Origin of the sequence: uncultured Aggregatibacter sp. (genome assembly GCF_901873365.1) — a bacterium.
Lineage (GTDB): Bacteria > Pseudomonadota > Gammaproteobacteria > Enterobacterales > Pasteurellaceae > Aggregatibacter.
This window is the reverse complement of the sequence record NZ_CABFLM010000137.1, coordinates 43411-65359: the sequence shown is the minus strand read 5'-3', so window position 1 is coordinate 65359 and position 21949 is coordinate 43411. Positions and strand designations below refer to the sequence as shown.

Below are 21949 nucleotides of genomic sequence, written 5' to 3'. Positions count from 1 at the left end.
TATGAAAATATTATTAATGGATTAATTCATATGCACAATCCTAAATTTTACAAACCCAATCAAGAAAAATTATTTAATGAAAATGGTAAAATCTCCATAAATGCAATATCAGCAACCATACACCGGATTACCAATAAATTGATTGAAAGCGGTTATCCGGAAAGCGATTCAAGGAGTGTATCAACGCTTACAAATACACTAAATGAATTCGTATATAAACTCCCTGAATAGAAACGTAATTAACAAATGCCTTAAATTTTTCAAAAGAGAATTTAAGGCTTTTTTATTTTAAGAAAATTTCTGAAAAAATAGTTTATATATCAACAACTTAAGAAGTATCCTTTCTAACTTTAGTCACTTTAGCTAAAACTATAAGAATTATAAAATTAATAATAATGAAAACAATAACTTATGAAGTTAATTTTGTGAAATAACTCTTTTTTTTCTTAATTTTTCATGTCTTATTTTTTTCTTTTCTAAACTTCCTCCCGCAATCAAAAACAAACAAAGGCGAACGTTTTAAATGATTGTTGAATATTTTGGACAAAACCCACAGAGGAAAAAATCATGAAAAAAGCTTTTGAAAACTTTATCGAAAAAAACGCAGAAAAATACCGTGTAGAAGCCTTTAAAGGGGAGCGAATGCTTTCCTCCTGGTTAACGGAAGACGCCCAAAAGGAATACATGAAGGAGCTTTCCGGGCGTTCTAATTTCTTACGGGAAATCAACTGGTTAACCGTGGCAGAACCAAGCGGAAAAAACCTATTTGGCGCATTGGATGGCACAACCACCGGACGCCAAAAAGATGAACGCCACCGTTCACGCCTGCTCCATCGCGACCAATATCAAACCCAAGAAGCGGATAGCGGCGTTTTTATCCCGTGGCAGTTGATTGACGAATTAACCAGCCTACAGGAAAACTTTGAGGAAAATTACATCGCATTAACGGAAAGCCAATTTGTTCTAGACATGTTGCAGATCGGTTGGAATGGCGAAAGCGTGGCGCAAAATACGCAAGCTGCCGATCTATCGGACGTGAATATTGGTTGGCCGGCTCAGCTTAAACAGAAGAAACCGGAGCATGTCATCACTCAAGGCAAGAAAGCCGGGCGAATTTCACTATTTGCCGAGAATGCCGACTATAAAAATCTCAATGAATTAGCTGCCGCCCTACGTCAGAAACTCCCGGCACACTACCAAAACCGAAATGATTTAGTCTTTTTCGTGGGAAGCGAATTGGCCGCCAAAGAAGACGCAATTTATGCCAATACCATTGAAAACCAACGCCCCGGCGACACCGCAGCAAATTCGCATTATTTAGCGAATTATTATGGCGGTATGCCCGCCGTGATCCCGCCTTGCTTTCCGCCTAAAGGCGCAGTTGTTACCACTTTCCGTAATTTAAGCATTTATACGCAAAGAGGCAGTGTATACCGTGCCATTTATGATGATGAGGACAAAGTTGGCGTGATTAACAGTTTCCGCCGTAATGATGCTTACGTTGTTGAAAAAGTGGATTTAATGACGGCAATTGAGCCGAAAAACGTGGTGTTTAGTGAAAAATAAGATCAAAGTGCGGTCAATTCCGCACTTAATTTGATGAGGCAGAACATGACAACAAAAACCCTATTAACTTATCAAGACTTGGCAGAAATGGGCGTGGGAAAACGTACCAGTATTTACCATTTAATGAAGAAAACGGATTTCCCTAAACCCTTGAAATACGGGCGTTCAAACCGTTGGAGTAAAGATGATGTGTTGGCGTGGTTAGAAAAGCAAAACCCGAACAAACAGGCGGCAGAATGCGTGGCTTGAGGATTGATTGCCCGGAATGTGGCAAGGCGTTAAATATTCGCAATTCTGAACGCCCGAGCGCGTGCTTAACACGGGCGACGGCTTATTGCTATGAATGCCGCCTTAAAGTGCGGATTAATGCCAATTTAGATGAAATCGCCACGTGGGAATTTTCCCCGGTGGCAGAAAACCACATTTGGCAACAAGATAAAACCCGCGCCCGGCAACGCCGCCAAAAATAAAGGCTTACTCCGCGAAGAATAAGCCTTACCCAATAACAAATTTTTTAACTCATAAGGAGGTCACTCATGAGTGAAATTAATTTACCTTTAAAAGACTTAAAAATCAAATCATTAACGCAAGCTAACCTCTATTTTCCGCTTTTTCTCTTGACAGATAAAACGAGATTAAACTATATTAAATCCGCATTCGCAAAATCGAATGCCAGCCGTGAGAAGCTGAGTTTACTAAAGGCGAACAACAGCACGCCGAATCGTGCTTTTTTTGTTCGTGCAATTTACCTATCAAACAAAAATAGCCTTATTTCTGATAAGCTATTTCCAATGGTAGAGCGTAATGGGCAACCCTTTGCGGTTGGCTGTTTTCCTTTAGTGGCAGTTTCTCACCCTGTTACGTTCTACCGCCCGACCGTGAGAAGTCTAGCGGTAGTTCCTGAAAAATTACTAAAGGAAACTACGCAGATGAAACAATTCATTTTTGCGGCTATTCGTCGCACTGATCTCTCTAATCATATTCAGAAAATTCGCATCAACGCCGAAACCGAACGAGACGCACGCGCCCAATTTGCTTGCACCTTTATTCTTGTTCTTGCCGGCAAAATCAACCTAAAAAACACCCTGAAAAACGACCGCACTTCTGCGGCGCATTCTCCTCTTTTTGCCCTTCCGACCCAAGGAGGTGCGCATGCCTAATATTCCCCTTTCCTTTTTGGACGAGATTCAAACCGAGATTTCCCGTTTGAACACGTTAAGCACCTGTTTAGAAATGGCGGGCGCCATGGATTATTTGAAGAATGTAAACGAGTTGCGCGACTTGATGTTGGATATTGCACATTTTCAACACCTTCAATGCGACGCAATTCATGCCAAATTAGGGCAATGTTTTCCGGCAACGCCTCACCCACAAGGAGGTACGCAATGATGACGCATAAAATTACCCTCCCGGATGGCACGGTTATTGAAATTTTTACCGATGCGGATGAAGTAGAGGGCGCGGCGGCTATTGATCACCAAGCCTTATTTAATAAAGCCCTACGGCAAGTCAAACAGCAGCAGAAAAATCGGCGTAAGCGCGCCCAAAAACGCGAAAAATGCGCCAGACGGAAACAGCGATAAGGGGGCAACCATGGAAAATAAGCCAAACATTGTGAAGCTTTTACTTAGTGAAGTTGAAACCTTAAAAAACCGCGTGCAGCAACTGGAAAACGCACAACATACGGAAGGCAAAATTTGGACGCCACACGACGTAGCAAATTTTGCTGGTTGTTCTTATGGTTATGTCATTCAAACATTAATCAAAGACCCGGCATTTCCGCCGACACTTGGAGACCCGCGCCCCCGTGCACCGAAAAAATATTTTGCGACCGATGTCATCACCTTTTTTAAAAATCGAAATCCTAGGGAGTGCAGAAAATGACGTTAAAAAAAGCCCCTAATTTAAAAGCCTTGTTAAAGCAAAACATAGCACCGGAGCAGGAAATTTACATTTTAATTGGCGAGCCGTGGACGTTTTACCGGCATAACCCAAGAGACGAAAAGACCAACGGACAAGGCATTAAATGGCAGTTACTGCTTGATAGCAATGACGGCGACAATCCTAACCGTTATCAGGAGATCCCAGTAATCTTAGATGAAAAGGCACTAAAAAACCTGACTGATCTTTCGGTGCTGCCGAGTGGTCATAAAGTGGCGAGCATCATTGATACGGACGATTTTTTCAAAGTGAAAAGCAGTGAAGGCGGAACCACCATTCGAGAAAATCAGGAAATCATCACCGCACTTTGTACGCATTTAGCTAAAACCACAAATGTTCGCACCTTTGCCCTCAAAAATAGTATAGGGGAATTATTGGAAGACTTGAGCGGTTATATTGCCCGCATTCGGCAAGAAATCAAAACAACCGAACAAACCCTTTCCCCGGAAATGATTGAGCTGGATGCTGAAACCATAAAAAAACTTTCCCCGGCGGATTTAGCCGAATATTTTTATAAGTGGTTGAAAAAACCGTTAGCCTATCATTCAGAGCAAGGCTCCATTTATGGTTATAACGGTATCATATGGGAAGTGATGGGCGAAAATGAGTTACAGCGAAAAATTAAAACCTTTTTCGAAGAATACAACACCAAATATAAAAGCGTAGATACGTTAGATCGGGTTATCAAATGCTTAAACGTTGATTTGCCTTTATTCCAAAAAACCGACGCAAAATTATTAGCGTTTAAAAATGGCGTGCTAAATAAAAACACCTTGCAATTCATGCCACATTGTAAGGAGTATTATTTAACCGGATTCAACCCTTGCGACTATTTGGAAACGCAAACACCTACGCCGAATTTTGATAAATGGATAGATTTTATTAGTAACGACAGTGCAGAACGGAAAAAATCTTTATTGGCCGCACTTTATATGATCCTGAATAACCGCCACGATTGGCAATTAACCTTAGAATTAATCGGCGAACCGGGCGGCGGTAAAAGTACATTTTTGCAAGTGGCAAAAATGATTAGCGGCGAGGGCAATTACACCGCCATTGATCTTGAATTGCTAAAAGATGAAAAGGCGCGAGATATTATCCTAAATAAAACCTTTTTATTCTCACCGGATCAGGCGCGATATGTGGGCGATTCTTCCATTTTAAAACGCATTTCCGGCGGTGATGAAGTCTCTTTTAACCCGAAAAATAAAAAATCTTTCAGCGCGAAAGTCAATGCCGTGGTAGCCATTTGTTCAAATACTCTGCCGATTTACAAAAACGACGGAGGTGGCATGGAGCGGCGGCGCGTGCTTTTCCCGTTTACCCGTGCGGTAGAAGACAAAGACAAGGATGAACACTTAGTTGAGAAAATCCAAAACGAATTAGGCGGCATTATTCGCAAACTGTACGATGAATTTAAGGATCCAAACGACGCGAAAAAAGCCCTTGAACGACAAAGAAAAAGCAAAGAGGCATTAGAAATGAAAGTAAAAAACGATCATATCTTGGAATTTATCGAAGAATTTACCTTAATTGAACAAGTTACGAATCAATGCCTGATTTTTGGTAGCTCCCGAGGCATGCCGGCAAATGATAGCCCACTTGTCTATGAGCGTTTATATTGGATTTATCTGCTATTTTGCGATATTCACGGTCGCCCGGAAAAATCCCGGTTAAAACCGAATGATCTAAAACAGGAATTGGATATTGCTTTTAAAACGGCGGGGTATAAAACCCGCTTTCAGAATCGGCAATTACAGGGCGGATATAACTACACCAATGTTCAATTCAAAGATAAAGAAAATACTGTAAGAAAATGGCGAAATGCCTAAGATATTAAAAAATCACATTTTTTAACCGAAATGTGATTTTTTTATCTCAATTTTATATTTTTTCCAAAAATTGATTTTTTCGTTTCACTTTTTCACTTTTTCACTTTTTTGTTTCTAACTCATTAATATATAAGTGTTTTTATTAACTTCTTTGTAAGTGATAAAGTGAAAAAGTGAAAAAAATAGTGAAAAAGTGATTAAAACAGCTTAATAAATAAACAATTTATTTTTTTCACTCTTACTTTTGTCAACATAAATCAATAGGTTAGGTGTATTTAGAGTGAAAAAGTGAAAAAGTGAAATAAAAAAGTGAAATCGGTTTACTTACACATAAATTTTGATTTTTCAAATCGTAAATGCTCACCGGATACCCGTGACAGTTCACCAAATCTCACCTAAATCAAACATAAAATCTAATTTACTTATTGATCAAATAAAAAATTAACTTATAATCTAATTATTCAATTCACCAAGGGAGCACGATGAATATCGTAAACTGGACGAAAGACGCCTTACGGCAACTTTTAAAAATAGATAGCCGTTATCAAAAAGCTATTAGGGAGAAAGTCAACGCTTTAGGCGGCTTTCCCAATGAAGCACTAGATACTAAGAAACTAAAAGGCGAGGAAGGAAAATGGCGGTTAAGAGTGGGCAATTATCGTGTTATTTTTGAAGTCATAAACGGGCAGCCGAAGGTTATTAATATCCAAGCGATAAAACGCCGAAGCGAACGCACTTACAGTTAGAGGAAAGCAACATGAGCCTAAATCACAGATACATAAACAACCCGGAAGGGCAACCGGAATTTATTATTTTACCAATTGCGGAATATGAAAATTTATTGATGAAGGCAAGCCCTTTTGATGAAGACTTGGCAGAATGGGAAGATATTCCGATTGAAGCCACTGAAGACGGTGGAGAATTAATTCCGAATGATGTCGTAAATATCATGTTTGAACAAGATGTGAGCCTACTTGCCGCATGGCGCGTATATCGCAACCTTTCACAGGCAGACGTGGCAGAACGCACCGGATTAACCCAATCCGCTATTTCACAGGCGGAGCGCAAAGAAAGCAAGCCACAGAAAAAGACCCGTGAAAAATTGGCGAAAATCTACCAATGCAAACCGGAACAATTAGAGCTTTAAACGCAAATAGAAGGCAATACTCCCTCAATAATCACCATATAAAGCCCTATCAAACGGGCTTTTCTGCTTTCTAACTTAAAACCAAATTAAATAATATTACTTGCCAATTTTTCCCACGTGATTTAGATTGCAACAGAATTTTAGATCCCAGTTTAACACCCACTAAAACAAATAAAACAGGAAAAAAAACAGTAAAGACAAGGCTTGAACGTAAAGAATTGATGTTCCCTCTCACCGCCACTTCACTTGTCAAATAACGTCTTTCTTGTCAAAAATCATAGCAAAAACAGCATATTATCATTTTTCTATTTGTCGTTTTTGTTCGTGAATGTTTGTCTTTGTTGTCGTTTTTAACTCCCCATATAACTCCCTCGTGCTTTGGGGCTTTTGAGGGAGTAGATAAAGGGTTAATTTATTCCACGAAATAATGGGGGATAAAATGGCTGTCGTTGCCGGTGACGGCGGTGAAATCTTCCCGCAAGCCCATGCCGCATGCCACATCGCCCACCACCCAAGAACCGATGACCGGATACATCCCATCAAAATTCGGTAACTCAAATTTCTGCTGATAAATATAGCCTGCATTGGCGTAGAAATTTGAATGCTCACTGCCTTTGGCGGCAAACTCCAAGCCATTACTTTTTTCATAATAAAACACATTAGCACCTTCGCGGCCTAATAACGGTTTTTTCACCCAAATAGCATTGCGATCCGTAATGTCGTGTCGATTGAAATAGGTTGGCAATAAGTACGGGTGGGTCGGGTGTTTTTGCCACAGTTTAGCGAGCAGGGCTTTATTGCTCAGTAACAATTTCCATGCCGGTTCAAAAAATTGCGTTGCACTGTTTAACATATACGGTGCGTATTCTGTCGTCGTCATCCATTCTAACGGATACAATTTGAATAGCGTTTCAATGGGTTGGTTATTGAGATCGACAAATTGTTGCGTGTCGTTATCGTAGCCGATATCTTCAATGGTCAAGCGGTGAATATGCCAACCAGCGTTATAGGCTACATCCGCAATATAATCCAAATTGCCCCAATCTTCCCGTCCGGCATCTGCCATCGCAGCAAAATGGAAACCGGTTTTGCCACTTTGCTGTTGCAACACGGAAAAACGGGTAATCAATTCTTCGTGAATCCAGTTGAATTGGTCACGATTCGGTAAGCCTTCCACTTGTTCCAACCACTGCCATTGCACCACTGCCGCCTCCAGCAAAGAGGTCGGTGTATCGGCGTTATATTCAAACATTTTGAGATTGTCGCCGTCATAACCGAAATCAAAACGCCCATATAAGTGCGGTGCGTTTTCACGCCAAGATTGTTCGATCAGATTTTTTTGTAAATCGGTAAAGCGATAATGCTCGTAATCGCCTTGTTTCACTTCATCGGCGACAAAATCTATACACATGGCATGCAATTCGTTAGTGGCATCTTCAATTTTGTCGATTTCTGCCAACGTAAATTCGTAGGCAACATTGTCCGACCAATAATGCGAACCATCGGAAGACGGCAAATTGTAATAATCAAAGCCCACCTCAAGCAGCTGTTGCACCATGTCGGGACGGGTTGGAATACCGGTGATACGTTTCATGATTAACCACCGCCACTTTTACTGGTGTTACTGCTACTAAACCCACCGCGTGAAACAGGTTTGCTGTTCGCACTGCCGGTGCCGCCCTTAACCAACACCGGTTTCCCCACAGAATGGTTGCCTTGTGGTCGAATAATTTGCCCGGTTGGTGTCGAAACGGCGCGATTATTTGGATTGTAACTCGGCCCGAGAAAACCACTCATGGCTTTAGCGATCATATAACCTGCCGCCGCACCGGCAATGGCGCTGCCGATAGAAGGGCCTTCATCGCCGCTGGCGGTGGTGGTTGACGTGGCATTATTGTCGCCGGCAACCGTATTATTTTCGCTACTCGCCACACTGCCATTGTTATTTGCCACAGGGTTCGTGTTTGCGCTTTGAGATTTATCCTGTTCGCATAATTCCGGTCTAATCCAGTCCGCAATGCAATCGTCCAGACTGTTGTACACATCGCGTTGTACTTCATCTTCCGAGCAGCCGCCCAACAGCGCTACCACGGATAATGTCACTAAAATTTGATTTTTCTTTTTCATCATAAACGTTATACCGTTAAGTTGTCTTTTATTCTCTATAACAGGGAATGCTCATTTTATCAAAACCCGTTACTTCAAAAAGCAGAATAATAACACAGTGTTGTCGTTAACGATAAGAAGAGAGGAAAATTAAAAAGCCGGCTTGTGAGCTAGGAATTCGTTATATTTGATAGGTATAGGAGAATAATGTAGAGAAATGTGGTGGGTCGTATAGGATTCGAACCTATGACCAATGGATTAAGAGTCCACTGCTCTACCGGACTAAGCTAACGACCCGTTAGGATATACAGCTTTTCTAATGGCGAAGTGGTGGGTCGTGAAGGATTCGAACCTTCGACCAACGGATTAAAAGTCCGCTGCTCTACCGACTGAGCTAACGACCCATCTCGTGTGTTAGAACGGGGACTTATGATACTGATTTTATTTTAAAAATCAATAAAAAATTTATTTTTATTCGATTTTCTCGAACTTTATATGGTTTTTGGCTAAAAAGTGCCGCGATATGAGGGCATTGCGATTTCATTTCTTCTAACCCTCATTTCTCATTTTTATTTTCCGCCGTTGAGTTCTTCTAAACCGGTTTCTTCCTTTTGAGAAAGAATATCGGCTGCCCCTTCATTTAACGCTTCCGCGTGTTGTGTCGGACGAACAAACGGTTTTGGCGTCCAATATTTTTTAACCAATTCCGCTGAGAAACCATGTAATACTTCCTCATTTAAACGCTCTTGGTCTAATTGACGAATGGCTGTCACCACTTCATCTGCTTCAACTTGCGCAACCCCTAAACGTATTAGCGCTTCACGTCCTAAAAGTAAGGCAGATTCAAAAGTCTCACGAATTTGAAAATCAATATTAAGTTTCATTAAATTGACCGCACTTTGCCGATCGTAAGTTCTCGCCAGCACCGGCAATAACGGATATTCTTGCTTAATCTGCTCGACAATCAATTCGATACTATGGGTATCACTAATCCCCAAGATTAAACAAGAGGCTTTTTCTAGGCCACAGGCACGCAAAACATCTAAGCGGGAACCATCACCATAGTACACTTTAAAACCAAATTTTGCGGCAGAGCGAATACGATCAATATTCGCGTCAATCACGGTAACTTGGATGCCTCTTGCCAATAATGTTTGACACACAATTTGACTAAAGCGCCCGAATCCCAACACAACAACATTATTTTCGACACTTTCAATTAAATCGATACTATCTACCTGATCGTTATTGGTATTCACCGGCGTATTCGGTTTTGATAATCGGCGGAGCAATAACACAATTAGCGGTGAGAACAGCATAGAAATGATCACGGCTGCCGTAAAGGTGGCATTTAAGTCGGCAGATAACACGCCGGCAGTGGTGGCTGCGGAAAATAAAACAAAGGCAAATTCCCCACCGTGCGCCATGATCGTCATGCGGCCAATGGCTTCGTTATGATTTAATAATGTGAGGCGAGCCACGCCATACACACTGATTGCCTTACCTAAAATATAAAGAAAAACAATGCCAAGCAACCATAATGCATTATGCCAAACTAAAGCGAAATCTAATGACATCCCGACGCCCATAAAAAATAAGCCCAGTAATAATCCACGGAATGGTTCAATGTCCGCTTCTAATTGATGTCGGAAAGCGGATTCAGATAACATCACACCGGCGACAAATGCGCCCATCGCCATGGATAATCCGCTAATTTCCATAGCTAATGCCGCACCAAGCACCACTAATAATGCTGCGGCAGTCATCATTTCTCGAATATGCGCTTTAGAAATCATTCGGAAAATCGGATTCATCAGCCATTTACCGGCAGCGACTAAACCCAATACGGCAGCCAACGCGACGCCAATGCCTGCCCAGTTGGTAGAATGGGCGGAATTATTGCTTTCTGGTGAAAGAAAGGCGACAAATGCCAAGAGAGGAACGATGGAAAGATCTTCAAATAATAACGTAGAAACCACGCGTTGACCTTTTGGCGTAGAACTAATCCCCCGTTCTTCTAAAACTTGCATGACGATTGCGGTGGAAGAAAGTGTAAAACCCATTGCCGCAATAAAGGCAACAGGAAAACTCAGGTTTAACAGGTTAATTCCGATTAATGTTAACAATACACCGGAAACAGCGACTTGTAGCAACCCTCGTCCAAAAATCGCTTTACGCATTGCCCACAAGCGTTCAGGGTGCATTTCTAAACCGATGATAAATAGGAACATTACCACGCCTAGCTCGGCCATGTGAACAATATTGGAAGGATCTTGAAACAGCCCAAAACCGGATGGCCCGATTAAACAGCCGGCGACTAAATAACCGAGTACGCTTCCCAATCCAATACGTTTAAAAAGCGGTACGATTGTGACACTGGTGGCTAATAAAACGACCGTTTTGACGAGCTCAGGATTGGATAATTCAGTCATTGTAAAACCTTATGAAAAAAGAAAGAGAATGGGTAAGAGAGTGCTATTAATTATACATGATGCTTGCTATAATTTTTAGGTATTTATCACATAAATCAAGAGGAAAAAAACAATGAAAAATACACTAAAACTGACTGCAGTTGCTGCAATGTCAGCCTTTGTATTAGTGGGTTGTGCACAAAATACGTCAAAAGGAGATGCGCAATTACAGCAACAAGCTGTATTAGGAATTAACTGGATGCAAGAATCCGGTGAATATAATGCGTTGGCTTATCAAGCATTTAACACCGCTAAAGTCGCCTTTGATCAGGCAAAAGTGAAAAAAGGCAAGAAAAAAGCCGTTGTCGTGGATTTAGATGAAACCATGATTGATAACAGCGCATATGCCGGTTGGCAAGTTAAAAACAACAAACCGTTTGATGGTAAAGATTGGACACGCTGGGTTGATGCCAGAGAATCTGGTGCCATTGCGGGTGCGGTGGAATTTAACAATTACGTGAATGCACACAAAGGTAAAATGTTCTATGTGTCTAATCGCAAAGATAAAAATGAAAAAGCCGGCACTATTGACGACATGAAACGTTTGGGCTTTACTGGTGTTGATGAATCTTCTCTTTACCTCAAAAAAGATAAGTCTGCTAAATCTGCCCGTTTTGCTGAAATTGAAAGCCAAGGTTATGAAATTGTACTGTATGTCGGTGATAACTTAGACGACTTCGGTGACGAGACACATGGCAAACTAAATGCAGAACGTCGTGATTTTGTGGCGAAAAACCAAGCGAAATTTGGTAAAAGCTACATTGTGCTTCCTAACCCGAACTACGGTGGTTGGGAAGGTGGTTTAGCCAAAGATTATTTCAAAGGCGATTCCCAAAGCAAAGTGAAAACCCGTTTAGACGCAATTAAAGCGTGGAGCGGTAAATAATTTCTTTGTGGAAAAACGTTGATAAAAATCACCGCACTTGATGTGAATCTCAAGTGCGGTGATTTTTTATCGTATTTTTTAGGGGAGAACGTTACGGAGAACACCACATAAAATGGAAACGGAGAAAAGGCGAATGGCATTTTCTCCGTTTTGCATTGTTGTAATATTGTGCAATTAGGTCAGATTAATTGCAAATTATTTTACGCGAGAAACGTATTCGCCGGAACGGGTATCCACGCGAATCACTTCACCGATTTGTACGAATAATGGCACTTTCACCACTGCACCGGTGCTTAAGGTTGCCGGTTTACCGCCGGTACCTGCGGTGTCGCCTTTAAGACCTGGGTCGGTGTCAACGATTTCTAATTCAACAAAGTTTGGCGGAGTTACTGTGATTGGTGCGCCATTCCATAAGGTAACGATACAATCTGCTTGGTCTAATAACCATTTCTCTGCATCGCCTACCGCTTTTGCATCTGCAGAATATTGTTCAAATGTTTCCGGGTGCATGAAATACCAGAACGCATCGTCTTTATAAGAATAAGTTAAGTTTAAATCCATTACATCAGCAGCTTCAACAGAAGTACCGGATTTGAAGTTTACGTCCAATACTTTGCCGGAAATTAATTTACGAATACGGGTGCGGGTGAACGCTTGACCTTTGCCGGGTTTAACGAATTCATTTTCAACGATCACGCAAGGCTCACCGTCTTGCATAAATTTTAGACCTGGTTTGAAATCACTGGTAGTATATGTAGCCATATTATCCTCAAAAAAGATTGTTTTTTAAAAGTGGCTATTCTACATCAAAACATCCCGATTAGAGAAGAACAAAGTTGGTTAACCCATTTGGCAAATGGCATTTCTGACCCGAAAATGTTATTACAACACCTCGAACTCCCTCTCGAATCCTTCAAACACGACATAGAAGCGCGCAAATTATTTGCCATGCGCGTGCCACTGCCTTTTGTAGAAAAAATGGAAAAGGGCAATCCAAAGGATCCGTTGTTTTTACAAGTCATGTCTTCTGCGGATGAGTTTTTACAAGCCGAAGGATTTAGTAAAGATCCCTTGGAAGAACAAGAGGATAAAAACGTCGTCCCCAATATTTTGCATAAATACCATAATCGCTTGTTATTTATGGTAAAAGGCGGTTGCGCAGTAAATTGTCGCTATTGTTTCCGCCGTCATTTTCCTTATGAAGACAACAAAGGCACCAAGCAAAATTGGCAAAAAGCATTGCAATATATTGCGGAACGCCCTGAAATTGAAGAAGTGATTTTTTCCGGCGGCGATCCGTTGATGGCAAAAGATCACGAGCTCGAGTGGCTGATAAAACACTTAGAAAACATACCGCACTTAAAACGCCTCCGTATTCATTCCCGTCTGCCGGTCGTTATTCCGCAACGGATAACCGATGCGTTTTGTCGCCTTTTAGCGCAAACCCGGTTGCAAAAAATTTTGGTCACCCATGTCAATCATGCCAATGAAATTGATGCGGATTTTGCCCATGCCATGGCAAAATTAAAGGATTGCGGCGTCGTTTTATTAAACCAATCGGTTTTACTCAAAAATGTGAATGATGACGCACAAATTCTGAAAACATTGAGTGACCGCTTATTTTCAGTGGGCATTTTGCCTTATTATTTGCATTTGTTAGATAAAGTCGAAGGCGCAACGCATTTTTATCTTAATGACGCCCAAGCCCTGAAAATTTATAAAGAGCTACAACGCATTAGCTCCGGCTATTTGGTGCCGAAACTTGCCCGTGAAATCGGTGGAGAACCGAATAAAACTTTATATTCGTCTTGAGAAGACGGTATCAAAAAAGGAAAAGATGCTTTAAAATAGGCAAGATTTTTTATGGATAAATTATGACGTAACAGATTCGGTTAGGTGGTTTTTCATAAGATGAAAAACACGCTCAAAAATAACCGCACTTTACGGGTTATTGTATTATTTAATTAGAGGTATATCGTGGATTCTGAACAAAGAAACCTTGGAAATCAAAATAATTTAGCCGATTCGGCTCAAAATGAATTAGATTTAGGATTAAACAAAATGGAACCTATTACACCGAAGAAAGCCATCGGCAACGAGCCATCTTTACTGGAAAGAGCAAAAACACTTTTTAATAAAAAGCCTCAAACCGCAGTAGAACGTAAAGAACCCACATTACGGGATTTTTCCACTGCACCGAATACGAGTGAGGAAGCCTTTGTTCCCTCAACTGCACCGGAAGAACATCATGTGGCGGCAGATCCGATAGTGGCCGAAGAGGTGTTATCTGCTACAACCGAATCCTCGGTGACCGAAGAAAATAGTGTCAAAGCAACGGCTTCTCAAGCGGCTTCTGCGCCTAAAGCAACATTAGCTTCACCTGAAAATTGGAAGATTTTAAGCATATTGCCACAAAAACATCGTCGTATTTTTGTTGCACTTTGCATATTGTTGCTTCTGCTTCTTTTTATCCTTTTAATGAAGCCAAGTTCTGAAACCGTGCAATCTTTCGAACAACAAAATAGCAATAATATTCCCATTCAGTTCCAGCAGTTAGATCAAACGCAGGAAAATGAAGCCACCGTGTTAGATGCACAGACCGCCTCATCGCCAAGTTCATTAGAAATTACCCAGCCGAATATTACAACAAATACAAACAGTGAGGCAGCGGTTGCGGAGAACAAAGGTGTTGAAACCAATACGCCAAAAGCGGAAACCCCTGTGCGTACTGAGGCAGTTAAACCTCATGCGGCTCAACATGTAGCGAAAAAGGTTGAAACGGAAAGTGTTCGCGAAGAAAAAGCACCGGCTAAGCCGCAACCAGTTGTTCAAAATAAACCGCAAGTCAAACCACAGGCACCGAAACGTGTTATTGAAGTTATCGAGGCTAAATCGGCAGTGCGTCCGTCAGCTGCAACAGCGGTTACCGGCAAGAATCTTGTTGTGCCTCAAGGCGTATCACTCATGCAGGTGTTCCGTGATAACAATTTACAAATTGCCGATGTTAATGCCATGACGAAAGCAAGCGGGGCAGGCAATGTGCTCAGTAGCTTCAAACCTGGCGATCAAGTTCAGGTATTACTGAATGCGCAAGGTCGTGTGACGGAGTTACGTTTATCCAATGGCGGACATTTTATTCGACAGGCAGACGGTAGCTATACTTTTAAGAAATAGATCCATAAAACTTGATAGGCATAGTCATGGCATTATGCCTATCTGCTTTTTAAAAGGAGAAGATCATGCTAAAAGCGGGCTTGATGTTATTGACTATTTGGGGATTAATCGGATGCGCAACAAAACCGGTAGTTGCCACGAAAACAGATAAAAAAACGACGCCAACGGCATTACAAAAATCGACTCAAAAGGGAACGGCAGTAGAGTATTTATGTAAAGATAATAAAGTCGTTCGTGTGACTAAACATTCCCGAAAGAATAAAAAAGGCACTCAAACATCAATTGCTGTGACATTTGATGGTGTGACGCAAAAACTTACGCCAAGTATCGCTGAGAACGGCAGAAATTATTCCAATATTCATTGGGTTTGGCTGGAACGTAAAGAGGCTAATACACTTAAGACTAGCCTTGGGGAAGTGCTGGCGGAACAGTGCGTGCCTCGCTGATTATCTTATTATCGCCAGCGCAATTTGCATTTTATTCTAAGGTTCCACAAAAACGGTAACCTTCACCATGGATGGTGGCGATAATTTCCGGTGTGTCGTGATGATCCTCGAAATGCTTACGAATACGGCGAATCGTGACATCGACAGTCCGATCTTGCGGTTTGAGTTCACGACCGGTCATTTTTTTCAATAACTCTTCACGGGTCTGAATTTTGCCCGGATTTTCGCAGAAATGTAACATGGCACGAAATTCACTGCGAGGCAGTTTACGTTCTTCACCTTCCGGTGTAATCAAGGTACGACTGTTTAAATCCAACGTCCAACCGTTAAATTTATACTGTTCAACATGATGCGCACGTTGATTTTCTTGCATGGTGCGCTGCAATAGATTACGCGCACGAATGGTAAGTTCACGCGGATTGAATGGCTTAGTGATGTAATCATCAGCACCGATTTCTAATCCGAGAATTTTATCCACTTCATTATCACGCCCCGTTAAAAACATTAAGGCAATATCGGCATTTTCACGTAATTCACGCGCCAACATTAATCCGTTTTTCCCTGGCAGATTAATATCCATAATCACCAAATGAATGATTTCCGTTTCTAAAATTTGGTGCATCTGAAGCCCATCAGAGGCTTCAAAAACATCATACCCTTCCGCTTGAAAAATGCTTTTTAATGTATTTCGGGTAATCGTTTCGTCTTCAACAATTAAAATTTGTGGTGTTTGCATGGGCAAATCCTTTATTTGCCTAATGAGAGTTTTATCATGAGGCGATGAAAAATAAATCCAATTTTATTTTATAGTTGCAACATTATCGTAACAATGAAAAATACAACATAATGAGTATTAGCGTTTAATTCTATGATCTACGTCATGAAATTGGCAAGGCTTAATCGGCTTTCGACTAAAATAAAAAATCCTCCGACAGCCTGAATACCCTCGGAGGATAAAGTGAGCATTCGCTCAATATTTACACACAAAATAATAATGATTTTTTAACGTTTCTTTTTCCCGCCTTGGCGTGCTTTGAAACGAGGATTTTCTTTACAAATCACATACACCACGCCATGACGACGCACAACTTTACAACCAGGATGACGTGTTTTAGCGGTTTTTAATGAAGATAATACTTGCATTTTAGCGTCCTTATTTTGATTTTAATGAACCGAATTTGCCGTAACGACTAGCAAATTCGCTAGCACGGCCTTCGCTGGCAATTTGTCTTGTTTTACCGGTGTAAAATGGATGTGAGGCGGAGGACGTATCGCACATAAACACCGGATATTCGTTACCGTCTTCCCATTTCATGGTCGAGGTGGTACGTGCACAAGAACGAATTAAAAAGCCTTGTTTGGCGTTGGAGTCATAAAAAAGCACAGTGCGATAATTTTCAGGATGGATACCTTTTTTCATTTGCTTAAAACCTTATTTTTTAGTGAAAAATAACAATGCGCGCTATCCTACATCAAAATATTTTTTCATGCAAACTTATTTTAAATAAAAAAATAAGAGGCAAAAATTGTGATGGTAAGTGACAAGATAGATGAAATCTGCGCTTTTCATCATCTGTTTTTACTTACTTAATTTTTGTCAAAAAATGAAAGAATTCCTGACCGCACTTAGTAACAACGAAATTCGGGCGGTTGATATTCAGCAATAAATCGTTCAATTTCTGCGAAATTCTCGCTAAATAACAGTTTTTTGAATGCGTCTTCAGATAGAAAACCGGTTTCGACCATGCGCTGATAGAGGGCTTTTAAGGGATCATAGAAGCTATTTTTATTGAATAAAATGCAAGGATGAGGATTTTTTCCGATTCTTGCCCAAGAATAAACTTCCGCGATTTCTTCCAATGTACCAGCGCCACCGGGTAAGGCGATGCAGGCATCGGCTAATTTGAGCATATTGGCTTTTCTTTCAGCCATAGAATCCACCACCATAAGCTCCGTACAACCGGTGTGTATCGGCTCTCGAGCCTGTAAAAAGGCGGGCATAATGCCGATGACTTTGCCACCATGGGCTAATACCGTATCGGCCAACAATCCCATCAAACCGATTTTCCCACCACCATAAACCAAGGTGTGTTGTTTTTGTGCAATCCATTGTCCCATGGCAATCGTTGCTTGTTGGTATTCGGGCTGATTACCTAAACTTGCGCCGCAATAAACTGTAATGTGCATTTTTTCATCCTATTTTTTGCTTGATGTCGATCCTGACAATCTATTTTACCGTTTGTAGTAATTGATTTTAGAGAGAATATTTTACAACAAAATCCTTGTTGTAATGCTAGAATGAACCCCATTTTTTATTTAGGGTAACGTGCGATTTTATGATGAAAAAACTGTTTATTTTCTTAGTCTGTTGCTTGACTGCCATGGCCGCACAAGCAGATTTGTTTAATAATAAGACTAAATTCTTACCGGTGGATCAGGCTTTCCAGCTGGATGTGCAACGGTCTAACACTGGCGTTTCGATGCAGTGGCAAATTGCGGAAAATTACTATTTATATCAAGATAAATTGGCATTTTCAGTGAATGGCAAGCCTGTTGAAAATGCACCGCAATTTCTTTCTTCTGCAGAACAATATGAAGATCCTTACTTTGGATTAGTCACTATTTTCAAACATGACCTTAATCTGACGTTGCCGTTAAAAGATCCTCAACCACAGGATCTGCTGGAAGTCACCTATCAAGGTTGTGCGAAGGGGTTTTGCTATCCGCCGGAAACCAAACAATTCCACATCGGTGATCTTTTATCAAACGTTTCTGCCGGTCATGAGGCGCAAAATGGTGCAGAGACGCATCAGACATCACAAAGTGCGGTGGAAAATGCCAACGTTTTTTCATCACAACAAAATCAACTGGCAGAGAGTCTGTCGCAAAGTAAATACGCCATGTTGTGGTTTTTTGTCTTAGGTATCGGATTGGCCTTTACGCCTTGCGTACTACCGATGTTGCCGTTGCTTTCTGCCATTGTCATCGGCGGTCGGAAAGAAGAGACCGGCAACTGGCGCGCACTTGCGCTTAGTTTTGTGTATGTGCAAGGCATGGCACTAACCTATACCTTGCTTGGCTTAGTGGTCGTGCTGATTGGCCTGCCGTTCCAAATTGCCCTGCAAAGCCCTTATGTTCTGATTGGGCTTTCCGTCGTCTTTGTATTGCTGGCGTTGTCCATGTTTGGCGTATTCACATTACAGCTGCCTTCGTCTTTGCAAACGAAACTGACGCAATTTAGCCAACAACAGAAAAGCGGCGCCTTTTTCGGGGTGTTTGTCATGGGGGCGATTGCCGGTTTAGTAGCGTCTCCTTGCACCTCCGCGCCCTTATCCGGTGCATTGCTTTATGTGGCGCAATCCGGTGATTTTGTTATCGGTGCATTGACCCTTTATTTATTGGCGTTAGGCATGGGCTTGCCGCTCATATTAATTACCGTATTCGGCAATAAAATCTTACCGAAATCCGGGGCTTGGATGGAAAACGTGAAAACCGCCTTTGGTTTTGTCATGTTGGCGTTACCGATTTTCCTGATTTCGCGCATTATTCCAAGCATGTGGGAACCGCGTTTATGGGCATTACTTGGCGTGAGTTTCTTCATTTGGTTGGCCACACAGATGCGTTCAAACGGTATTGGTTTATTCTTCCGTATTGTGTTCTTTGTTGCCGCCATGGTTTCGGCACAACCGTTACAAAATTGGGTGTGGCAAGAGAATGCGGCGACCTCACAAGCCGCGAATACACAAAGTGCGGTCCAAAATTCGCTCGTTTTTCAACAAATTTCAAATTATGACGAATTGCAAGCGGTGCTAAAACAGCACCCGAATAAAATTGCCATGTTGGATTTATATGCCGATTGGTGCGTTGCCTGTAAGGAATTTGAACATAAAACCTTTGCGGATCCGCAAGTACAAACCGCATTGAGTGACGTTTTGTTATTAAGAGTGGATATGACAAATAACAGTGAATCTAACCGCACTTTAATGAAGACGCTTGCGGTAACAGGCTTGCCTACGATTATTTTCTTTAATCAACAAGGTGAAGAAATTCAAGCACAACGGATTACCGGTTTTTTACCTGCAGAAGCCTTTATGGCAACGTTAAACGCTGCGAAAAGCACAAATTATTAACGAATTGGAAATAATCCTTTTCTGCTTGAAGTATTTTTTTTCTTTTTTGTTGTGTTAGCATACGCCACCTCACTAACACAATCCAATTTAATTTATAGAAGGAAAATTTATGTTTTTAGACAAATATCGTCATTATGTTTTAGGTTTATTACGCATCGTTTTGGGCTATGCTTTTGTTTTACACGGTACTGCGAAATTTTGGGAATTCCCGATCTCCATGACCGGTGGAAACGGTTCTGTAGAACTTGCCTCGTTAATGGGCGTGGGTGGCGTGATTGAATTGGTCTTTGGTATTTTATTTACACTCGGCTTATTGACCCGCCTTTCAGCCTTTATTTTGAGTGGTCAAATGGCCGTGGCGTATTTCATGCTCCATGCGCCGAAAGGTGTGCTTTTCCCGCTAATGAATGGCGGTGAAGCAGCGGTATTATATTGTTTTATCTTCTTCTATTTTGTTTTTGCCGGTGCGGGCGCTTTCGCATTAGACAATAAAACAGCGAAAAAATAAGATGTTGATAAATAACAATCCGCACGTTTTAGGTGCGGATTGTTATTAACCTCGATGCGTCATTCATGATTTCGTACGTAGCGTGCAACTTGTTGCACGAATGATTAACCTCGATGCGTAATTCACGATTTCGTACGTAGCGTGCAACTTGTTGCACGAATGATTAACCTCGATACGTAATTCACGATTTCGTACGTAGCGTGCAACTTGTTGCACGAATGATTAACCCCGATGCGTAATTTATGATTTCATGCGTAGCGTGCATCTTGATGCACGACCAAATCACGCACGGAACGTTATTTAAGCCTTTCGTGCATTCACGATTTCGTGCAACAAGTTGCACGCTACGATTCCAAAAAATGACCGCACTTTATGCTAAACAAAAAGCCCCGGATGGCTATTCGGGGCTTTTTCTTCTGGAAAACATTATTGATGATAATGCGACAAGAATCGCGCAAATTTGCCTAAGGCTTCTTCAATTTGATAAACATACGGCAATGTTACAATGCGGAAGTGATCCGGTGAATGCCAGTTAAAACCACGACCATGCACCAACAAGACTTTTTCCTGTGCCAATAAATCAAACACCATTTTTTCATCGTCATACATATTGAATTTTTTGATATCGATTTTCGGGAACATATACAACGCCCCCATCGGCTTCGTACAACTAATTCCCGGGATTTGGTTGAGCAATTCATAGGCTTTATTACGTTGTTCTAACAAGCGTCCGCCCGGCAAAATGAATTCGTTAATGCTTTGATAGCCACCAAGTGCGGTCTGAATCGCATGTTGCATTGGCACGTTGGCACACAAACGCATGGACGCCAACATATCCAAACCTTCGATGTAACCTTTGGCGTGTTTTTTTGGCCCATTTAAAATCATCCAACCTTGGCGGAAACCGGCAACACGATAGGCTTTAGATAAACCGTTAAACGTGACCGTTAATAAATCAGGCGCTAACGCGGCGATATGGTGGTGTACCGCACCATCGTATAAAATTTTATCGTAAATCTCGTCGGCAAAAATGATTAAATTATTCTGACGTGCCACTTCAACGATGTCTAACAGCAATTCTTTGCTGTAAACCGCACCCGTCGGGTTATTCGGATTAATAATCACAATGGCTTTCGTGCGTGACGTGACTTTGCTTTTAATGTCTTCTACATCCGGGAACCAATCTGCCTGTTCATCACACAAATAATGTACCGCTTTACCGCCCGCCAACGTTGCCGCGGCAGTCCATAATGGGTAATCCGGCATAGGAATTAACACTTCATCACCATCATTCAACAGTGCTTGCATCGCCATTGTAATCAACTCTGACACCCCGTTTCCGATGTAAACATCATTCACTGTAACGCTACGAATATCTTTCGATTGATAATATTGCACAATGGCTTTGCGAGCAGAATAAAGCCCTTTGGAATCACAATAACCTTGGGCAGAAGGAAGATTGCGCAAGACATCAACGAGAATTTCATCCGGCGCTTCAAAACCAAAAGGCGCGGGGTTACCGATATTCAGTTTTAAAATTTTATGCCCTTCTTCTTCAAGACGTAGTGCCTCTTTGTGCACGGGTCCGCGAATATCGTAACAAACGTGCTCTAATTTATCTGATTTGGGAAAGCGTTCCATAGTTTTGACCTTGAGTAATTAAGAAATGAAATATTTTGTGAAAAATTCCCGTAAAGTGCGGTAGAATTGCGGTTCATTTTTAACTTATTTTCCCGTTAAAG

26 protein-coding genes and 2 tRNA genes are annotated in these 21949 nt (G+C 41.5%); 17 read left to right on the top strand and 11 right to left on the bottom strand.

All coding sequences use genetic code 11. The annotated features are described in order from the left end of the window. From QZ106_RS10665 to QZ106_RS10615, 11 genes are all read left to right on the top strand, one after another. On the top strand, positions 1-231 hold a 231-nt coding region (locus tag QZ106_RS10665), incomplete at its 5' end, for a hypothetical protein (protein WP_295976782.1). Positions 232-567: 336 nt separating this feature from the next. Further along, positions 568-1566 carry a phage major capsid protein, P2 family gene (locus QZ106_RS10660; protein WP_295976780.1) on the top strand — a complete coding sequence of 333 codons (999 nt, stop codon included), beginning with the start codon at positions 568-570 and terminating at the stop codon, positions 1564-1566. Positions 1567-1611: 45 nt separating this feature from the next. Next, positions 1612-1815 (top strand): AlpA family transcriptional regulator, encoded by a 204-nt coding sequence (locus QZ106_RS10655; protein ID WP_295976779.1) that lies wholly within the window; start codon positions 1612-1614, stop codon positions 1813-1815. Further along, complete coding sequence (locus tag QZ106_RS10650) at positions 1803-2036, top strand: transposase (RefSeq protein WP_295976778.1); 234 nt, start codon at positions 1803-1805, stop codon at positions 2034-2036. The genes QZ106_RS10655 and QZ106_RS10650 overlap by 13 nt, the downstream gene beginning before the upstream one ends. A gap of 66 nt (positions 2037-2102) precedes the next feature. Then, on the top strand, positions 2103-2726 hold the full coding sequence (locus QZ106_RS10645; protein WP_295976777.1) for a host cell division inhibitor Icd-like protein: 624 nt from the start codon (positions 2103-2105) through the stop codon (positions 2724-2726). After that, positions 2719-2955 carry a hypothetical protein gene (locus tag QZ106_RS10640; RefSeq protein ID WP_295976776.1) on the top strand — a complete coding sequence of 79 codons (237 nt, stop codon included), beginning with the start codon at positions 2719-2721 and terminating at the stop codon, positions 2953-2955. Before QZ106_RS10645 ends, QZ106_RS10640 begins: the two co-directional genes overlap by 8 nt. Next, a complete protein-coding gene (locus QZ106_RS10635) occupies positions 2952-3149 on the top strand; it encodes a hypothetical protein (protein ID WP_295976775.1) in 198 nt (65 codons plus the stop codon). Before QZ106_RS10640 ends, QZ106_RS10635 begins: the two co-directional genes overlap by 4 nt. 10 nt (positions 3150-3159) lie before the next feature. Continuing rightward, positions 3160-3450 (top strand): hypothetical protein, encoded by a 291-nt coding sequence (locus tag QZ106_RS10630; RefSeq protein ID WP_295976774.1) that lies wholly within the window; start codon positions 3160-3162, stop codon positions 3448-3450. Then, positions 3447-5339, top strand: coding sequence for a phage/plasmid primase, P4 family (locus QZ106_RS10625; protein ID WP_295976773.1), 1893 nt, complete (start codon positions 3447-3449; stop codon positions 5337-5339). Before QZ106_RS10630 ends, QZ106_RS10625 begins: the two co-directional genes overlap by 4 nt. Before the next feature lie 482 nt (positions 5340-5821). After that, on the top strand, positions 5822-6085 hold the full coding sequence (locus tag QZ106_RS10620; protein WP_295976772.1) for a type II toxin-antitoxin system RelE/ParE family toxin: 264 nt from the start codon (positions 5822-5824) through the stop codon (positions 6083-6085). 11 nt (positions 6086-6096) lie between these two features. After that, positions 6097-6486 (top strand): helix-turn-helix domain-containing protein, encoded by a 390-nt coding sequence (locus QZ106_RS10615; RefSeq protein ID WP_295976771.1) that lies wholly within the window; start codon positions 6097-6099, stop codon positions 6484-6486. A 412-nt stretch (positions 6487-6898) separates the two neighbouring features. Here QZ106_RS10615 and QZ106_RS10610 read toward each other — a convergent pair whose 3' ends face one another. The 5 genes from QZ106_RS10610 to QZ106_RS10590 form a co-directional block, all read right to left on the bottom strand. Further along, the gene (locus QZ106_RS10610; RefSeq protein WP_295976770.1) at positions 6899-8080 is read right to left on the bottom strand and encodes a glutathionylspermidine synthase family protein; all 1182 of its coding nucleotides are present in this window, start codon (positions 8078-8080) and stop codon (positions 6899-6901) included. 2 nt (positions 8081-8082) lie between these two features. Continuing rightward, positions 8083-8613, bottom strand: coding sequence for a DUF1190 domain-containing protein (locus QZ106_RS10605; protein WP_295976785.1), 531 nt, complete (start codon positions 8611-8613; stop codon positions 8083-8085). A gap of 199 nt (positions 8614-8812) precedes the next feature. Next, a tRNA-Lys gene (locus tag QZ106_RS10600) sits at positions 8813-8889 on the bottom strand. 31 nt (positions 8890-8920) lie between these two features. Then, positions 8921-8996, bottom strand: a tRNA-Lys gene (locus tag QZ106_RS10595). Between the two features lie 165 nt (positions 8997-9161). After that, positions 9162-11024, bottom strand: coding sequence for a monovalent cation:proton antiporter-2 (CPA2) family protein (locus QZ106_RS10590; RefSeq protein ID WP_295976769.1), 1863 nt, complete (start codon positions 11022-11024; stop codon positions 9162-9164). A gap of 112 nt (positions 11025-11136) precedes the next feature. Between QZ106_RS10590 and QZ106_RS10585 the strand changes: the two genes are divergently transcribed. After that, positions 11137-11949: a 5'-nucleotidase, lipoprotein e(P4) family gene (locus QZ106_RS10585; protein ID WP_295976768.1), complete on the top strand. Its 813-nt coding sequence runs from the start codon at positions 11137-11139 to the stop codon at positions 11947-11949. 195 nt (positions 11950-12144) lie between these two features. Here the strand turns inward: QZ106_RS10585 and efp are convergent, their stop codons facing one another. Beyond that, positions 12145-12711, bottom strand: a complete 567-nt coding sequence (gene efp, locus QZ106_RS10580) for an elongation factor P (RefSeq protein WP_005544066.1) — start codon at positions 12709-12711, stop codon at positions 12145-12147. A 30-nt stretch (positions 12712-12741) separates the two neighbouring features. Between efp and epmB the strand changes: the two genes are divergently transcribed. From epmB to QZ106_RS10565, 3 genes are all read left to right on the top strand, one after another. Continuing rightward, positions 12742-13761, top strand: a complete 1020-nt coding sequence (gene epmB, locus QZ106_RS10575; RefSeq protein ID WP_295976765.1) for an EF-P beta-lysylation protein EpmB — start codon at positions 12742-12744, stop codon at positions 13759-13761. Positions 13762-13926: 165 nt separating this feature from the next. Then, positions 13927-15123 carry a LysM-like peptidoglycan-binding domain-containing protein gene (locus QZ106_RS10570; protein WP_295976764.1) on the top strand — a complete coding sequence of 399 codons (1197 nt, stop codon included), beginning with the start codon at positions 13927-13929 and terminating at the stop codon, positions 15121-15123. Between the two features lie 65 nt (positions 15124-15188). Continuing rightward, positions 15189-15569 (top strand): hypothetical protein, encoded by a 381-nt coding sequence (locus tag QZ106_RS10565; protein WP_295976762.1) that lies wholly within the window; start codon positions 15189-15191, stop codon positions 15567-15569. Between the two features lie 31 nt (positions 15570-15600). On the opposite strand, the gene arcA is transcribed toward QZ106_RS10565, so the two are convergent. The 4 genes from arcA to QZ106_RS10545 form a co-directional block, all read right to left on the bottom strand. After that, a complete protein-coding gene (gene arcA / locus QZ106_RS10560; protein ID WP_021615813.1) occupies positions 15601-16305 on the bottom strand; it encodes a two-component system response regulator ArcA in 705 nt (234 codons plus the stop codon). A gap of 266 nt (positions 16306-16571) precedes the next feature. Beyond that, a complete protein-coding gene (ykgO, locus tag QZ106_RS10555) occupies positions 16572-16712 on the bottom strand; it encodes a type B 50S ribosomal protein L36 (RefSeq protein WP_006719061.1) in 141 nt (46 codons plus the stop codon). 10 nt (positions 16713-16722) lie between these two features. Next, entirely contained in the window at positions 16723-16989 is a 267-nt protein-coding gene (locus QZ106_RS10550; protein ID WP_295976761.1) for a type B 50S ribosomal protein L31, read from the bottom strand. 206 nt (positions 16990-17195) lie between these two features. Next, positions 17196-17756 carry a TIGR00730 family Rossman fold protein gene (locus QZ106_RS10545; RefSeq protein WP_295976760.1) on the bottom strand — a complete coding sequence of 187 codons (561 nt, stop codon included), beginning with the start codon at positions 17754-17756 and terminating at the stop codon, positions 17196-17198. 152 nt (positions 17757-17908) lie between these two features. Between QZ106_RS10545 and QZ106_RS10540 the strand changes: the two genes are divergently transcribed. Together QZ106_RS10540 and QZ106_RS10535 are read left to right on the top strand one after the other, a co-directional pair. Beyond that, positions 17909-19699 (top strand): protein-disulfide reductase DsbD, encoded by a 1791-nt coding sequence (locus tag QZ106_RS10540; RefSeq protein WP_295976759.1) that lies wholly within the window; start codon positions 17909-17911, stop codon positions 19697-19699. Positions 19700-19808: 109 nt separating this feature from the next. Next, positions 19809-20207, top strand: coding sequence for a DoxX family protein (locus QZ106_RS10535; protein ID WP_295976758.1), 399 nt, complete (start codon positions 19809-19811; stop codon positions 20205-20207). Positions 20208-20633: 426 nt separating this feature from the next. On the opposite strand, the gene QZ106_RS10530 is transcribed toward QZ106_RS10535, so the two are convergent. After that, positions 20634-21848 carry a pyridoxal phosphate-dependent aminotransferase gene (locus QZ106_RS10530; protein ID WP_295976757.1) on the bottom strand — a complete coding sequence of 405 codons (1215 nt, stop codon included), beginning with the start codon at positions 21846-21848 and terminating at the stop codon, positions 20634-20636. Positions 21849-21949 lie beyond the last annotated feature (101 nt).

Coding starts and splice junctions, on each gene's coding strand:
- QZ106_RS10660 (WP_295976780.1), top strand. CDS start 568: ATGAAAAAAGCTTTTGAAAACTTTATCGAAAAAAACGCAGAAAAATAC.
- QZ106_RS10655 (WP_295976779.1), top strand. CDS start 1,612: ATGACAACAAAAACCCTATTAACTTATCAAGACTTGGCAGAAATGGGC.
- QZ106_RS10650 (WP_295976778.1), top strand. CDS start 1,803: ATGCGTGGCTTGAGGATTGATTGCCCGGAATGTGGCAAGGCGTTAAAT.
- QZ106_RS10645 (WP_295976777.1), top strand. CDS start 2,103: ATGAGTGAAATTAATTTACCTTTAAAAGACTTAAAAATCAAATCATTA.
- QZ106_RS10640 (WP_295976776.1), top strand. CDS start 2,719: ATGCCTAATATTCCCCTTTCCTTTTTGGACGAGATTCAAACCGAGATT.
- QZ106_RS10635 (WP_295976775.1), top strand. CDS start 2,952: ATGATGACGCATAAAATTACCCTCCCGGATGGCACGGTTATTGAAATT.
- QZ106_RS10630 (WP_295976774.1), top strand. CDS start 3,160: ATGGAAAATAAGCCAAACATTGTGAAGCTTTTACTTAGTGAAGTTGAA.
- QZ106_RS10625 (WP_295976773.1), top strand. CDS start 3,447: ATGACGTTAAAAAAAGCCCCTAATTTAAAAGCCTTGTTAAAGCAAAAC.
- QZ106_RS10620 (WP_295976772.1), top strand. CDS start 5,822: ATGAATATCGTAAACTGGACGAAAGACGCCTTACGGCAACTTTTAAAA.
- QZ106_RS10615 (WP_295976771.1), top strand. CDS start 6,097: ATGAGCCTAAATCACAGATACATAAACAACCCGGAAGGGCAACCGGAA.
- QZ106_RS10610 (WP_295976770.1), bottom strand. CDS start 8,080: ATGAAACGTATCACCGGTATTCCAACCCGTCCCGACATGGTGCAACAG.
- QZ106_RS10605 (WP_295976785.1), bottom strand. CDS start 8,613: ATGAAAAAGAAAAATCAAATTTTAGTGACATTATCCGTGGTAGCGCTG.
- QZ106_RS10590 (WP_295976769.1), bottom strand. CDS start 11,024: ATGACTGAATTATCCAATCCTGAGCTCGTCAAAACGGTCGTTTTATTA.
- QZ106_RS10585 (WP_295976768.1), top strand. CDS start 11,137: ATGAAAAATACACTAAAACTGACTGCAGTTGCTGCAATGTCAGCCTTT.
- efp (WP_005544066.1), bottom strand. CDS start 12,711: ATGGCTACATATACTACCAGTGATTTCAAACCAGGTCTAAAATTTATG.
- QZ106_RS10565 (WP_295976762.1), top strand. CDS start 15,189: ATGCTAAAAGCGGGCTTGATGTTATTGACTATTTGGGGATTAATCGGA.
- arcA (WP_021615813.1), bottom strand. CDS start 16,305: ATGCAAACACCACAAATTTTAATTGTTGAAGACGAAACGATTACCCGA.
- ykgO (WP_006719061.1), bottom strand. CDS start 16,712: ATGCAAGTATTATCTTCATTAAAAACCGCTAAAACACGTCATCCTGGT.
- QZ106_RS10550 (WP_295976761.1), bottom strand. CDS start 16,989: ATGAAAAAAGGTATCCATCCTGAAAATTATCGCACTGTGCTTTTTTAT.
- QZ106_RS10545 (WP_295976760.1), bottom strand. CDS start 17,756: ATGCACATTACAGTTTATTGCGGCGCAAGTTTAGGTAATCAGCCCGAA.
- QZ106_RS10540 (WP_295976759.1), top strand. CDS start 17,909: ATGAAAAAACTGTTTATTTTCTTAGTCTGTTGCTTGACTGCCATGGCC.
- QZ106_RS10535 (WP_295976758.1), top strand. CDS start 19,809: ATGTTTTTAGACAAATATCGTCATTATGTTTTAGGTTTATTACGCATC.
- QZ106_RS10530 (WP_295976757.1), bottom strand. CDS start 21,848: ATGGAACGCTTTCCCAAATCAGATAAATTAGAGCACGTTTGTTACGAT.